Origin of the sequence: Falsiroseomonas sp., from assembly GCF_030695085.1 — a bacterium.
Taxonomy (GTDB): Bacteria; Pseudomonadota; Alphaproteobacteria; order Acetobacterales; family Acetobacteraceae; genus Falsiroseomonas.
Map to the genome: position 1 here is coordinate 25,637 of NZ_JAUYTS010000204.1, position 13,806 is coordinate 39,442.

15 protein-coding genes are annotated in these 13,806 nt (G+C 71.5%); 3 read left to right on the top strand and 12 right to left on the bottom strand.

Annotation, left to right across the window (positions count from 1 at the left end; genetic code table 11):
* Nucleotides 1-68: 68 nt before the first annotated feature.
* From Q8S40_RS21485 to Q8S40_RS21495, 3 genes are read right to left on the bottom strand one after another with little or no spacing between them, the layout of a single operon-like run.
* Entirely contained in the window at nucleotides 69-560 is a 492-nt protein-coding gene (locus Q8S40_RS21485; protein ID WP_305672035.1) for a universal stress protein, read from the bottom strand.
* Nucleotides 561-599: 39 nt separating this feature from the next.
* Nucleotides 600-1,367 carry a TIGR02186 family protein gene (locus Q8S40_RS21490; RefSeq protein ID WP_304816131.1) on the bottom strand — a complete coding sequence of 256 codons (768 nt, stop codon included), beginning with the start codon at nucleotides 1,365-1,367 and terminating at the stop codon, nucleotides 600-602.
* Complete coding sequence (locus Q8S40_RS21495) at nucleotides 1,364-2,272, bottom strand: sulfite exporter TauE/SafE family protein (protein ID WP_304816129.1); 909 nt, start codon at nucleotides 2,270-2,272, stop codon at nucleotides 1,364-1,366. Before Q8S40_RS21495 ends, Q8S40_RS21490 begins: the two co-directional genes overlap by 4 nt.
* 217 nt (nucleotides 2,273-2,489) lie before the next feature.
* Between Q8S40_RS21495 and Q8S40_RS21500 the strand changes: the two genes are divergently transcribed.
* Entirely contained in the window at nucleotides 2,490-4,043 is a 1,554-nt protein-coding gene (locus tag Q8S40_RS21500; protein WP_305672036.1) for a bifunctional UDP-sugar hydrolase/5'-nucleotidase, read from the top strand.
* Here the strand turns inward: Q8S40_RS21500 and Q8S40_RS21505 are convergent.
* From Q8S40_RS21505 to Q8S40_RS21515, 3 genes are read right to left on the bottom strand one after another with little or no spacing between them, the layout of a single operon-like run.
* Entirely contained in the window at nucleotides 4,040-5,281 is a 1,242-nt protein-coding gene (locus Q8S40_RS21505) for a DUF4010 domain-containing protein (protein WP_304816126.1), read from the bottom strand. The two genes, Q8S40_RS21500 and Q8S40_RS21505, sit on opposite strands and share 4 nt — an antisense overlap.
* 31 nt (nucleotides 5,282-5,312) lie before the next feature.
* Nucleotides 5,313-5,936, bottom strand: a complete 624-nt coding sequence (locus tag Q8S40_RS21510; protein ID WP_305672037.1) for a c-type cytochrome — start codon at nucleotides 5,934-5,936, stop codon at nucleotides 5,313-5,315.
* Nucleotides 5,933-7,159, bottom strand: coding sequence for a sorbosone dehydrogenase family protein (locus tag Q8S40_RS21515; protein WP_304816122.1), 1,227 nt, complete (start codon nucleotides 7,157-7,159; stop codon nucleotides 5,933-5,935). The genes Q8S40_RS21510 and Q8S40_RS21515 overlap by 4 nt, the downstream gene beginning before the upstream one ends.
* Before the next feature lie 143 nt (nucleotides 7,160-7,302).
* On the opposite strand from Q8S40_RS21515, the gene Q8S40_RS21520 reads away from it, so the two are divergent.
* Complete coding sequence (locus Q8S40_RS21520) at nucleotides 7,303-7,938, top strand: DUF938 domain-containing protein (protein WP_305672038.1); 636 nt, start codon at nucleotides 7,303-7,305, stop codon at nucleotides 7,936-7,938.
* Between the two features lie 64 nt (nucleotides 7,939-8,002).
* Here Q8S40_RS21520 and Q8S40_RS21525 read toward each other — a convergent pair whose 3' ends face one another.
* From Q8S40_RS21525 to Q8S40_RS21550, 6 genes are all read right to left on the bottom strand, one after another.
* Nucleotides 8,003-8,206, bottom strand: a complete 204-nt coding sequence (locus Q8S40_RS21525; protein ID WP_304816119.1) for a hypothetical protein — start codon at nucleotides 8,204-8,206, stop codon at nucleotides 8,003-8,005.
* A 142-nt stretch (nucleotides 8,207-8,348) separates the two neighbouring features.
* Nucleotides 8,349-10,181 (bottom strand): phosphoenolpyruvate--protein phosphotransferase, encoded by a 1,833-nt coding sequence (ptsP, locus tag Q8S40_RS21530; protein ID WP_305672039.1) that lies wholly within the window; start codon nucleotides 10,179-10,181, stop codon nucleotides 8,349-8,351.
* A gap of 39 nt (nucleotides 10,182-10,220) precedes the next feature.
* The gene (locus Q8S40_RS21535; protein ID WP_304816166.1) at nucleotides 10,221-10,484 is read right to left on the bottom strand and encodes an HPr family phosphocarrier protein; all 264 of its coding nucleotides are present in this window, start codon (nucleotides 10,482-10,484) and stop codon (nucleotides 10,221-10,223) included.
* 104 nt (nucleotides 10,485-10,588) lie between these two features.
* On the bottom strand, nucleotides 10,589-11,050 hold the full coding sequence (locus tag Q8S40_RS21540; protein ID WP_304816116.1) for a PTS sugar transporter subunit IIA: 462 nt from the start codon (nucleotides 11,048-11,050) through the stop codon (nucleotides 10,589-10,591).
* Nucleotides 11,047-11,973, bottom strand: a complete 927-nt coding sequence (gene rapZ / locus Q8S40_RS21545; RefSeq protein ID WP_305672040.1) for an RNase adapter RapZ — start codon at nucleotides 11,971-11,973, stop codon at nucleotides 11,047-11,049. Before rapZ ends, Q8S40_RS21540 begins: the two co-directional genes overlap by 4 nt.
* A 20-nt stretch (nucleotides 11,974-11,993) precedes the next feature.
* Complete coding sequence (locus tag Q8S40_RS21550; RefSeq protein ID WP_305672041.1) at nucleotides 11,994-12,458, bottom strand: HPr kinase/phosphorylase; 465 nt, start codon at nucleotides 12,456-12,458, stop codon at nucleotides 11,994-11,996.
* Between the two features lie 148 nt (nucleotides 12,459-12,606).
* Between Q8S40_RS21550 and Q8S40_RS21555 the strand changes: the two genes are divergently transcribed.
* A complete protein-coding gene (locus Q8S40_RS21555) occupies nucleotides 12,607-13,545 on the top strand; it encodes a serine/threonine dehydratase (RefSeq protein WP_305672042.1) in 939 nt (312 codons plus the stop codon).
* Nucleotides 13,546-13,806: the final 261 nt, after the last annotated feature.

The window sequence follows — 13,806 nt, forward strand, 5'->3', positions numbered from 1 at the left end:
AACGGCGCCCGCCGCCTATGCGGCGAGCCAAGGCCGCGGAGCGGCCGCCCGGCGCTTGAGGGCACGAATCACGTCACGCGGTCCAGTTCGGGATCGCTCATGCCGCCGGGCACGATGGTCATCGGCACCAGCAGCTTGGTGGCGTAGCGGCCGGTCAGGGCCTGGATCAGCGGGCCGGGCCCGCCCTCGGTCGCGCTGGCCAAGACCAGGATGGAAATGCGCGGGTCCTCGGCCAGCAGCGCCAGCAACTCGTCCCGCGGATCGCCCTCGCGGATCAGCAGGATCGGCAGGCCGCCCGTCAGTTCATTCACCTCGGCCGCCAGGCCGGACAGCAGGCGCTCCGCCTCCTCCCGCCGTTCCTCGGCCAGCATGGCGCCAACCCCCGCCCATTCCACCTGGCCGGCCGGCTCGATCACCCGCAGCAGGGCCATGCGGCCGCCGGATTTGCGCACGCGCAGTGCCGCGTAGCGCAGCGCCACGCTGCGTTCCGGGCTGTCATCCACCACCACCAGGAAGACCCGGTCGCGCCGCGCCTGCGCGGCTTCCGCCGTCTCACCCATTCGCTCGATCCCCCAAATCCCCGGCGGAGGCGCGGTGGGTCAGCCGCGCCGGAACACGACGCTGCCGATCCAGCCGGCGAGGCCCGCCAGGATAATGCAGGCAATGCCATACAGCACCGGCTGTTCCCGCGCGATGTCGGCAATCCAGGCGGCGGTGCCGGTGCGGACCACATCCAGCCGCAATTCCTGGCGTGCCACCACGCGACGGTCGCGCACCAGCATCACCTGCACCTGGTAGATGCCATGCGCCACGGTTGCCGGCAGCGGCAGGCGGGCATGGAACAGGCGGCCGCCGGAGACCTGGATCGGCCGGTCCCGGTCCACCCACAGCCCGGCATCCTGCTGCAGATCGGCCAGCGCCAGCCGGAAGGTCGGCCCCTGCGCGCCGAGCTGCACCAGCGGCAGCTGGTCCAGCCCCAGGCGCAGCTCGGCGCGCTCCACCCGGTCCAGCATGGCCGGCACCGGGCGGGTGGAGGCCAGCGCCCAGTAGCTCGGCACCCGGTTGAAACGGGCGGCCGCGCCATTCACCCAGAAGCCCATGACGCTGACCTTCTGGCGCACGATGGCGGAGGTTTCCGGCCCGATGACCAGCACCACCACCTCATCGCCTTCCGGCCCGATCAGCCGTTCCGTGGCGCCGAAGACCAGGATCTCGGAACCGGAGAAGGCGGTGGTGACCTCGACCCGGTTGACCGAAAGCTCGGCGGCCAGGGAGGGTGGGGCCAGCGCCGCCTCCTGCGCCACGGCGTCTGGCGTCGCAGCCATGGGGGCCAGTGCCAGCAGCAGGGCGGCCAGCAGGCGCTTCATGGCACCGGGCCTATCACGAACAGCGCCTCCGGCACCCGCAGCAGGTCCCACAGCAGGGACAGCGCCACGGCCAGCACCAGCGCGCCGAGCAGGGCGCGCATTTCCTCGCCACGCAGCTTGGTGCCCATGGCGGCGCCGAACTGCGCGCCGGAAACACCGCCCGCCAGCAGCAGCAGCGTCAGCACGATATCGACGCTGCCGACCTGGATGGCCTGGAGGAAGGTGACGTTGGCGGTGACGAAGACCACCTGGAACAGCGAGGTGCCGATCACCACCGCGGTCGGCATGCCGAGCAGGTAGATCATCGCCGGCACCAGCATGAAGCCACCGCCAACGCCCATGATGGCGGACAGCACGCCGATGGCGAAGCCGATGCCGAGCGGCGGGATGACGGAGATGTAGAGCCGCGACTTGCGGAACCGCATCTTGAAGGGCAGCCCGTGCATCCAGAGGTGCTCATGCAGCCGCGCCGGGCGGGCCCGCTTGCGCCGCAGGATGGCGGCCAGGCTCTCGCGCACCATCAGCGCGCCGACGCTGCCCAGCACCACCACGTAGAAAATGGCCACCGCCAGATCGACCTGCCCGGCGCGGCGAAGCCAGGCGAACAGTTGCACGCCGACCAATGAGCCGAAGAAGCCGCCGATGATGAGCACCGCGCCCATTCGAAAATCGACATTGCCGCGACGCCATTGCGCGATCAGGCCGGAGACGGAGGCGCCGAGCGTCTGGTTGGCGCCGGAGCCGACGGCGACGGTCGAGGGAATGCCGATGAGGATCAGCAGCGGCGTCAACAGGAACCCGCCGCCGACGCCGAACAGGCCCGAGAGCCAGCCCACGCCAAAGCCGATGCCCAGCAACAGCAGGGCATCGACCGACATTTCGGCAATCGGGAGATAGACCTGCATTCCGCTGGGGAGTCTCGACTGGCGGCGTGGCAACAAGAGGGCGGATATCAACCTCCGCGTCCATGCCCGCAACCCGGAAGGGAGGAATGAATCCAATCGTTGCGGTCAGATCGGCGTGCGCGGCCCGGTGCGTGACACCCGCATGACGCCGCGCGAAGCCGCATGACCGCACGCACCCGATCGGCTATGCGCGCGGCATGCATAGGGGGACAGGGCGATGATCCGCCGCCGTCAGCTTCTGGCCAGCCTGCCGCTCGCCGCCCCTGCCCTGCGCGCGGCCGCGGCGCAGGCGTCCGCGCGCGTCGCGCTGCTGCACCTGAATGATTTCCATAGCCGGCATGAGGGCACGCAAGCCTCCGGCGCCGCCTGCCGCACGGGGGCGCCCTGCGGCGGCGGCGCGGCGCGGCTGGTGGCCAGTTTCCACGCGGCGCGCCACGCGGCGGTGGCGGAAGGGCGCGGCGTGCTGGCGCTGGATGCGGGGGACCAGTTCCTCGGCAGCCTGTTCTACACGCGGCACAAGGGGCTGGCCGAGGCGGCGGTGCAGCGGCAATGGGGCGTGCAGGCGATGGCGCCCGGCAACCATGATTTCAATGGCGGGCCGGAGGCGCTGGCCAGCTTCGCCCGCGCCCTCGGTGCGCCGCTGCTCGCCGCCAACATGGATGTGGCGCGGGAGCCGGCGCTGGCGGGGCTGGTGGCGCCGTTCGCCGTCTTCACGGTGGGTGGCGCGCGAATCGGCGTGATCGGGCTGACGCTGGAGACCACGCCGCAGATCTCCTCCCCCGGTCCCAACCTCCGCTTCACCGCGGCGGAGGAAGCCGCCGCGCGGGCCATCGCCGCCATCCGCGCCGGCGGCCCGGCCACCATCCTGGTGCTGTCGCATCGCGGGGTGGGGGCGGATCGCGCCCTGGCGGCGGCGGTGCCGGGCATCGACGTGATCATCGGCGGCCATTCCCACACGCTGGTCAGCCCGCCGCTGCTGATGGAGGGCGCGGATCGCCCGGTGCGGATCGTGCAGGCCGGGGCGCTCGGCCGCTGGCGCGGGCGGCTTGATCTCGACCTCGCCAGCGATGGCCGCGTCGCGGCGCATGGCGGCGGGGCGGAGGAGATCACGGAGGCGATGCCGCAGGACCCGGCCACGGCGGCCCTGGTGGCGCGATTCGCCGAACCGCTGGCCGCGATGCGCGCCGAATTCGTCGCACAATCGGCCGGTGGGCTGCAGAACACCACCTGCCGCATGGGCGAATGCGCCGTGGGCAACCTGCTGGCCGATGCGCTGCTGCGCGCCGTGCCGCGGGCCGACCTGGCGCTGACCAATGCCGGCAGCATCCGCACCGGGCTGCCCGACGGCGCCATCACACTGGGCGATGTGCTGAGCACGCTGCCCTTCTCCAACACCCTGGCCACCGTGCGGCTGCGCGGGCGGGATCTGCTGGCGGCGCTGGAGAATGGTGTCTCCACCCCCGGCAGCGGGCGGTTTCCGCAGGTGGCGGGGCTGGCCTTCAGCTGGAACCCGCTGGCGCCCGCCGGGCAGCGCATCGGCGAGGCCCGCATCACCACCACCCGCCGCCCCGGCCCGATCGATCCGGAGGCGGATTACCTGCTGGCGACCAATGATTTCGTCCGCCGTGGCGGCGATGGCTACACCATGCTGCGCGACCGGGCGCTGGAGGTCTATGACGAGGGCCAGCCGCTGGAGGATGCCTTCGCCGCGCATCTGGCCGCGCTCGGCCAGGTGGCGCCGCGGCTCGATGGCCGCATCGCGCTGCGCTAGACCAGGAAATACGCGGCGCCGCCAGTGCCCAGCGCCGCCAGCGTGGCGCCTGCCAGGGGCCAGGCGAAAGCGCGCGGCCCGGCGAGGGAGGCCAGTAGCAGCCGGCCCATCGCATTCGCCGCCAGCGCCGCCAGCACCGCCTGGCCGATGGCGGCGCGCGGAATCGAGTCGCCCAGCCGCAGGGCGCTCAGCACCGCGACATCGACATCGAACACCGCCGACAGCGCGGAACTGCCCAGCAGGCTGCCCGCGCCGAACTGGCCGACCAGCGCGGCGCTGGCGGTGGAGACCACGGCGAAGCCGGCGGCGAAGACCAGCAGCGGCACCAGGTCAAAGGGATTGCGGGCCAGGCCGGCCGCATCCGCCGCGCCGCCGCCGCGCCAGATCAGCAGCCCGCCACAAATGGCGAAGGTCAGCGCCGCGGTAAGCGCCGCCGGCGCCATCGCCGGCAGCACGGCCGGATTGAGGATCAGCACCAGCCCCACCACCCGCAGGACGGAGACCATGCCCGCCAGCGCCGCCGCCCCGGCCATCGGTCCGCCGGACGCACCCGCCGCCGCGCTGCGGGCGAAGGCCACGGTGACGGCGGTGGAGGACACCACCGCCCCAAGCAGCCCGCCCGCCAGCACGCCGCGCCGCGGCCCCAGGATGCGGGCGGCGATGTAGGCGATGTAGGAGATGGTCGCCGTCAGGACGGTGAAGAACCAGATCTCGCGCGGGTTCAGGCCGCCCCAGGGGTCGATGGTGCGGTCCGGCAGCAGCGGCAGGATGATCATGGTCATCACCGCCAGCATCAGCGCCGATCGCAGTTCCACCCAGGATAGCCGCTTCACCGCCCGGTGCAGCACCTCCCGGCTCGCCAGCACCGCGGCCAGCGCGGCGCCGCCGGCCGCCGCCGCGCGCTGGTCGCCGGCCACCGCCAGCGCGCCGAGGGCGAAGGTGCACAGGCCGACAATGGCGCTGGTGGCGCTGAGGTTGTTCTCCGCCACCGCCTCCCGCGCCTGGAACCAGCCGAACACCAGGGCGAAGCCGAGGAAGCCCGCCGCCAGGACCAGCCCCGAGCCGAGGCTGGCCGCCAGCGCGGCGCAGATGGCGCCCAGCAGGGCCGAGATGGCATAGGTGCGGATGCCCGCGGTGCGGCGGCCATCCGCCTCCTCCCGCTCCCGCCAGCCGCGCTCCAGCCCGACCAGCAGGCCGATGGCCAGCGCGACGCCGAAGCGGAGGATCAGGTCATCCATGCGTCCTCATGCCGCAGCGCGCGGCGGGACGCTACTCCGGCCGCGCCGGCTGATGCGCCAGATGGTGCGCCAGCGCGGCTATGGCGTCGTCCGACACGCCATACATCACGGCATTCATGTTGGTGTCCGTGCCACGGCGCTGGCTGTCGCGGTACTGCGCCAGGGTGTGGCGCAGGAAATCCTCCCGCTGCCCGGCGATGCGGGGGATCTGGTTGCGGCCGCTATAGTCCGGCAGGTGGCAGACGCCGCAATTCAGGGCGGTGGAAAGTGCCCGGCCGCGTTCCGCCAGCGCCGCATCGCGCGGTGCCAGGTCGGGCGGCGCCACGGCGCGCAGGCTGGCGTAATGCGCCGCCAGATCCTCCACCGCCTGGTCCTCCAGCCCCTGCGACAGTTCGTTCATCGGCGCCGCCTGGCGCAGGCCTTCGCGGAACAGGATCATCTGCAGGGTGATGAACTCCGCCGGCTGCCCGGCCAGCGAGGGGATATTCGCCAACTCGCTGACCCCGGCCGCACCGTGGCAACTCGCGCAGTTCCGTTCGGCGGCGATGGCGGCCCCCCGCGCCGCATCCTGCGCGACAGCGGGGCTGAGGGCGGGGGGGGTGAAGGTAGCGGCGGCCAGGACGACCGCCGGCAGGGCGATTCGAAGAAGAATCACTGGCGGTAGGTGATCCGGTAGATCGCGCCATACTGTTCTTCCGCCACCAGCAGCGACCCGTCGCCCAGCACATGCACATCGACCGGGCGGCCGAGGAAGCGCTGGTTCGCATCATCGCGCAGGCCCTGCAGGAAGGGCTCCACCGCGGTGACGCGGCCTTCGCCGTCCAGCTTCGCCACCACCACGTCGAAGCCGCTCAGCTGCTCGCGATTCCAGGACCCGCGGCGGGCGATGAAGATCTGGTTGCGATAGGCCTCGGGGAACATGGTGCCGGTGTAGAAGCGCATGCCGAGTGCGGCGGTATGCGGGCCGAGCATCGCGGCAGGCTGTTCGAATTCGCTGCAGTTACGCTGTGCCGGCGCGCCCGGATCGGCCCAGTCGCCGACGCAGTAGGGGAAGCCGTGATCCTCCCCGCTGCGGCGGATGCGGTGCAGCGTATCGTTCGGCAGGTCGTTGCCGGCCCAGTCGCGGCCGTTGTTGGTGGCCCACAGCTCCCGCGTCTGCGGGTGCAGCGCCATGCCGACGCTGTTGCGGATGCCGCGCGCCTCGATCCGCCGGTCGCTGCCATCGGGGCGGAAGGAGACCAGCAGGGCGAACCTGTCGCGGTCGAAGTCGCAGATGTTACAGGGCACGCCGACATTCATGTACAGGCGCCCATCCGGCCCGGTGGTGACGAATTTCCAGCCGTGATGCTCCTCGGTCGGCAGGTCGAAGGCGGCGGTCAGGTCGGTGCCGCTGCCGGGATTGTCCAGATTCTGCTCGATATTGTCGAAGCGCAGCACCCGGTTGATGGCGACGACGTACAGATTGCCATCCAGCACCGCGAGGCCGTTGGGCTGGGTCAGCCCCTGCAGCAGCGTGCGGGTGCGGGTGGTGCCGTCCGCGTTGCGGGTGATGGCATAGACCCGGCCGATGGTACGGCTGCCGGCGAAGATGGTGCCATTCGGCCCCTCCGCCATCATGCGCGCGCCGGGAATGCCATGGGCGTAGATCTCGGCGGTGAAGCCCTGCGGCAGGCGGATGGAGGACAGCGGCAGCTGGTCCCGCGGCGTCACGGTCAGGCGTGGGGCGTGCGGCGCCAGGTTGGGCGCCATGCCGCTGCCTTCGCGGCCGCTGGCCCAGGCGGGGGCAGGGGCGGCGGCAGGAGCCTGCTGGGCCTGGACAGCCGGCGCCAGCAGAAGCGCCGCAAGCATCCCGGCCGCGGCGAAACGGGTTCGGACCATGTCGGTATCCCCTCCATGCGGATCTTGGCGACCCGCTTCGGTGTGCAGGATGCAACCAGCGCGCGCGGCAGTTCAAGACGCAGTGCAACCGGTTGCGATGACGGACGGTTGACGTCTTCGCCAGCACGGCCGAAACGGCCCTGATGACCCCCATTGGCGACCCGCGCCGCACCGCCCCCGCCGCTGCCCGCAACCGGGACCCGATCCTGGCCGCGCTGCGCCCGCTGCTGCCGCAGGCGGGCCTGGTGCTGGAGATTGCCAGCGGCAGCGGCGAGCATGTGCTGCATCTGGCGCAGGCGCTGCCGGGCCTGGTGTTCCAGCCGAGCGACCCGGAAGCCGATGCCCGCGCCAGCATCGATGCCTGGTGTGCCGGCCAGCCCAACATCCGCCCCGCGCTGGCGCTGGATGCCGCCGCGGCCAACTGGCCGCTGGACCGGGCGGATGCGGTGGTCTGCATCAACATGATCCACATCGCGCCCTGGGCCGCCACGCCCGGCCTGCTGCACGGCGCGGCCCGCATCCTGCCCGCAGGCGCGCCGCTGGTGCTGTACGGCCCCTATCTCCAGGCCGGGGTGGAGACAGCGCCCAGCAACCTCGATTTCGACGCCAGCCTGCGCGCCCGCGACCCGGCCTGGGGCCTGCGGCGGCTGGAGGATGTGGCGGAGGTCGCGGCGACGGCGGGCTTCGGTGCGCCATGCGTCACGCCGATGCCGGCGAACAACCTGCTGGTGGCGTTCCGGCGGGGCTCGAATCTGTCAGGCGCAGATAGAAGCGTCTGACAGATTCTAGCCTATTGTTTTCAGGTCTTTCGGCGATTCGCCTAAGACGATCACACCCTATGGTTCAGCCCTCGCGACGCAGCAGGCGGCGGCGCGCCTCGCGCAGTTCATCCTGCCGCGAGGCCTCCGTCGCCGGCTGGCCGCGCTGATCCTCCAGCACGATCTCGATGCTGCGGGGCTTGGCGCAGCCGGCATCCGCGAAGGCCGAAAGCGGGGCGAGCCAGACGGCCATGAGGCCGGTGACGGCGGCGCGGCGGATGGTGCGCATGCGGCAGGTCCTTCAACCTTGGTGCCCGCTCATTCCGCCGGCGTGCCGGGGCACATGGGTGGCCCCCGCATGGCAACAAAGTGGCCGCCCATCACGCCGCCGTGATACTGGGCGTTTTCCCTGACCCCAGCGCAGCCACGCCTCAGCCGCGTTCCGTCACGCCCGTGGCAAAGCCATCGACCAGTTCGCGGATCCGCGCCGGGTCCGACTGCTCCATCACCCGCCGGGCAAAGCGCGCGCAATCGCCGATATCCAGCGCGCGAACCGCCTGCTTCACGCGGGGAATCGCGCTGGCATTCATCGACAGGCAGCGGATGCCGAGGCCCAGCAGCAGCGGCACCAGCCGTGGATTGCCGCCCATCTCGCCACAGACGGAAACCGGCATGCGCAGCCGCAGCGCGGCCTCGGTCGCGAATTGCATCAGCCGCAGCACCGCCGGGTGCAGCGGGTCGTACAGATGGCTGACCTCGGCATCGCCGCGATCCACCGCCAGCGTGTACATCGCCAGGTCATTGGTGCCGATGGCGAAGAAATCGGCCTCCAGCGCGATGGCATCGGCCGCCAGCGCGGCACCCGGCGTCTCGATCATCGCGCCCAGTTCGGGCAGTTTCTCCGGCAGCTTCTCGCCGCGCCGGCGCAGGCGGCGGGCGACGCGTTCATAGATCTCGCGCGCCTGCTTCACCTCGGCCGGGATGGTCACCATCGGCAGCAGCACGCGCACCACGCTGTCCGGCACCGCACCGGCCACCCGCAGGATGGCGGCGAACTGCGCCTCCAGCAGTTCCGGCCGCTTCAGCAACATGCGGATGCCGCGCAGGCCGAGGGCCGGGTTGGGGCTGGAATGCAGCGGCTCGATCCCCGCCGCCAGCGCCTGCATGTCCTTCTCCCCACCCCAATCCAGCACGCGGATGGTGACGGGGTCGCCGGCCATGGCCTCGACGATCGGGGCGTAGGTGGCCATCTGGGCCTCCTCGTCCGGCAGATCCTCGCGGTTCATGAACAGGAATTCGGTTCGCAGCAGGCCGATACCCTGCGCGCCGGCCTGGGCGATCAGCGGCAATTCGGCTGGAATCTCCATGTTGGCGAGCAGTTCCACCTGCTCGCCATCCGTGGTCACCGCCGGCAGGCGCCGCAGTTTCGCGAGCCGCGTGCGTTCGCGGGCATAGCCGGCGACCTGGTCCTTGGCGTCCGCCAGGGTGGCGGCGGTGGGGTGGAGCGCAATGGTGCCGGCGGCGCCGTCCAGCACCATCTGGTCGCCGCGCCGCGCCGCCTCCGTCAGCCCATGCGCGCCGAGCACCGCCGGAATTCCCAGCGCGCGGAGCATGATGGCGGTATGCCCATCGGCGCCGCCCTCCTCCGTCGCCACGCCGGCGATGCGAGCGGGGTCGAGCAGCGCGGCATCGGCGGGCGTCACTTCCTCCGCCACCAGAATGGCGCCCTCGGGCACGTCCTTGAAGCTGCGGAAGGGGTTCTGGGTCAGGTTGCGGGTCAGGCGGCGGGCAATCTCCCGCACCTCCCCGGCGCGGCGGCGCAGTCCGGCCTTGTCGTCATCCTTCGCGGAGAGGATGACATCAGCGATCGCATCCGCCTCATCCGCCACGGCGGTCTCGGCGGCGAGCAAATTATGCTCGATCCGCTTGCGGGCGCCACGGATCAGGCGGCTGTCGCCCAGCATCATGGCGTAGGCATCGAGCAGCGGCTCGAGTTCTTCCTGCGCTTCCTCCGGCAGCACGCCGAGGCGCATCTTCAGCTTGGCCACCTGCTTGCGGGAGGCGGTGACGGCTGCGGCCAGGCGCTGCTTTTCGCCATCCACCGCCGATTCGGCGATGGACCGGCGGGGGGCTTCGGCCGGCGGTTCCGTGGTGTCGAACACCGCGCCGATGGCGATGCCCTGCGACACCGGGATGCCCCGGATGACGGTTTCCTTGATGCGGCGCGGGGCGCGCTTCGGCGCTTCGGGCTTTTCCGCCTTCATCTGAGGCCCCGGCTGGTGTCCCGGCTGGCGTCCCGGATGCTAATCCTCATGGAAGCCGGCCTCCATCAGGCCGATGATCGCCTCCATCGCCTCCTTGGCGTCCCAGCCCTCGGCCTCCACCACCACTTCGCTGCCCTGGCCGGCGCCCAGCATCATCAGCCCCATGATGGAACACGCCGGCACGGATTGCCCGTGGCGCGAGACGTTGACGCAGGCGGAGAAGCGTTCGGCGACCGTCACCAGCTTGGCCGCCGCGCGGGCGTGCAGGCCGCGGCTGTTGATGATCTTCACCGTCTGCCGCATCGCCAGCCCGCCGGAGCTGTCGCAGCCACAAGGTCCAGGTTCCACCGCGCCAGCGTTGGGCTGGGCGCCCGCCTTGGATTCGCCGGCTTCGTCGGGCCATTCGTTCATGGATCGTCCCTTTTCGGGCCTGCATCGGGCGTGGCGTGACCGTTGGAGGACAGGGACCGCCCCCCTTCGGACATATCCGCCGCGCTGGCGATGTATTTCCGCCCGGCTGCGGTGGCATGGGCAACGGCTTCGGGCAAGGGCTCACTGCCCCTGATCTTGGCGAGCTTCACCAGCAGCGGCAGGTTCACCCCGGCGATGACCTCCACCGTACGATGGTCGCAGAGCTGGAAGGCGAGGTTCGAGGGGGTGCCGCCGAGGATGTCGGTCAGCACCACCACGCCATCGCCCTGGTCGACGCGGGCGATGCAGTGGCGGATATCCTCCCGCCGCGCTTCCAGCTTGTCCTCGGGATAGATGCAGACCGTCGCGACGGCGCCCTGTGGACCGACCACATGCTCCATGGCGAGGCGCAATTCCTCGGCGAGACGGCCGTGGGTGACAAGCACAAGACCGATCATGATGTGTGCGACAGGGCCTCCCGCCCCGCAACCAATGCCCCTCCCGGTGAAGTCGGAGGGGTGGCCAATTCGCGGTGGATCAAATCCACCCGCCAGCCAAGAGACGCGAGATGGGTTGCCAGACGCTCCGCCACAAGGACGGAGCGGTGCCGCCCGCCGGTGCAGCCGATGGCGACTGTCAAATACTTCTTCCCCTCTGCGGCGTAGCGGGGCAACAGCAGCTCCATCATCCCGGTCATGCGGTCCCAGAATGGGGTGAAGGCGGCATCGGACTCGACAAAGTCGGCGATCGGCGCATCGCGCCCGGTCATCGGCCGCAAGGCCGGGTCGTAATGCGGGTTGCGCAGGAAGCGCACATCCCAGACCAGATCCGCCTCGCGCGGCAGTCCTTTCGGAAAGCCGAATGAGACGATGCCGAGCGCCAGCCCCACCGCATTCTCCGGCTGAAAACGCCGCTCGATCATCCGGCGCAGCTCCGGCAGCGGCAATTCGGAGGTATCCACCACCCAATCTGCCGCATCCCGCAGCGGCGCCAGCAGCGCGGCTTCCCGCGCGATGCCCTCCGTCACCCGGCTGCCCAGCGCACCGCCGGGCGCCAGCGGGTGGCGCCGGCGGGTTTCGGAGAAACGGCGCAGCAGCACCGGCTCCTCCGCCGTCGCGAAGACCAGGTTGGCGGCGATGCCCGGATCGGCGCGCAGCCGCGCCATCTGGTCCAGCAGGATCGAGGCGTCGAAACCGCGGGAGCGGGTGTCCACGCCGATCGCCAGCGGCGCATCGCCATCCGCCACCAGCTCCGACAGGATTTGCAGCGGCGGGTTGTCCACCGTCTCGAAGCCCAGATCCTCCAGCGTGCGGAGAATGCTGGCCTTGCCGGCGCCGGACAGGCCGGTGACCAGCAGCACCGGGCGCGGTCCGCGGTTCATACCGGGGTTCATACCGGCGTTCATACCGGGGGCCGGCCTTGCAGGGCGCCGGCCGCCATGCGGGCCCGGCCGCAGGCGGTGGCGAGCGCGAAACCCAGCTTGTCCGGCGCCGAGGCCTCCTGGCCGCGCAGCGCGATCTGCGGCACCGCGCGGCCAAGCGCGTTGTACCATTCCGGCTCCGGCATCCTGGGCAGGGGGGCATCCGGCGGCAGCAACCGCACCGCCAGCCGCAGCCGCACCGGGCCTGCCACCGGCAGGTCCTGCATCAGGCCAAGGCCGCGGATTTCCAGCATGCCGCGCAGCGGCGCCGGCGCGCTGGCCCGCAGCGCCTCACCTTCCGCCACCAGTTCCACCTGGTCATCCGCCACCAGCATCCAGCCCCGGCCGAGCAGGCGAAGGACCAGGTCGGATTTGCCGCTGCCTGATGGTCCCAGGATCAGAACGCCTTCCTCATCCAGGGCCACGCAGGACCCGTGCAGTGACATGACAGATACTTCACCTTAGCCAGGGCGGCGGACCATGGCAGAAAGGTGGCGAGGGTTAAAGAGGACTCGGCTTGAGCGCGCCCCGGTTGCCAGCCCCGGTTGCCAGCCCCGGTTGCCAGGGGGGATGGCCGCTGCCAGCTTCGCGCCCATGCCAGACCCCAGCCAAGCCGCCATCGAGGCCGCCGCCGCCCGCATCGCCCCCCATATCCGCCGCACCCCGGTGATGCGGCTGGAGGGCGCCGATCTCGGGCTGTCCATCCCCTTGATCCTGAAGCTGGAACTGCTCCAGGCCACCGGTTCCTTCAAGCCGCGCGGGGCCTTCAACCGGCTGCTGTCGCTGGCGGTGCCGGAAGCGGGCGTGGTCACCGCATCCGGCGGCAATCACGGCGCCGCGGTGGCCTACGCCGCCCGCGCCCTGGGCCACAGGGCGGAGGTGTTCTGCCCGGTGGCGACGCCTGCCGCCAAGACCGACCGCATCGAGAGCTACGGCGCCACCCTGCACCGCATCGGTGCCGCCTATGACGAGGCGCGCATCGCCAGCGAGGCCCGCGCGGCGGAGACCGGGGCGCTGCTGGTGCACGCCTACGACCAGCCGGAGATCCTGGCCGGGCAGGGCACCGTCGGCATGGAATTGTGGCAGGACGCGCCGGAGGCGACGCATGTGCTGGTGGCGACCGGCGGCGGCGGGCTGATCGGCGGCATCGCCGCCTGGTACGCGGATAGGGGCGCGCAGGTCATCAGCGTGGAGCCGGAGGGCTGCCCGGCGCTGCACCATGCCCTCGCCGCCGGCCGCCCGCTGCCCGCGCCGGTCGGCGGGCTGGCGGCGGACAGTCTGGGGGCGAAGCAGATCGGCGCGCTGTCCTTTGCCGTGGCCCGGGAGCATGTGGCGCAGGCCGTGCTGGTGCCGGATGCCGCGATCGCGGAGGCGCAGCGCCGCCTGTGGTCCGCGCTGCGCCTGGTGGCAGAACCGGGCGGCGCCGCGGCACTGGCCGCGCTGGTCAGCGGCGCCTTCATCCCGCCCGCCGCGGCGCGCGTCGCGGTGGTGCTGTGCGGGTCGAACACCGACCCGGCGAAGATCACCGGCTGACGGTTACGCAGAATTCAGCGCCACCCCATGCCGCGGACAGGAGGCCGCGTGCAGTCTGCGCGAATCGAAGGCGATTCCCCCCGGCCGCCGCGAGTCCCTGCATCCGGAGAGGAAGACCCACCATGCGAAACACGATTCGCCTGCTCATTGCCGCCGCCCTGCTCGGCGCGCCGCTGCTGCTGACCGCGCCGGCCGGCGCCCAGCTGCTGTCCGCGCCCACGCCGCAGGTGACCGAAGGCGCCGCGGCACCCCAGGCCGCCA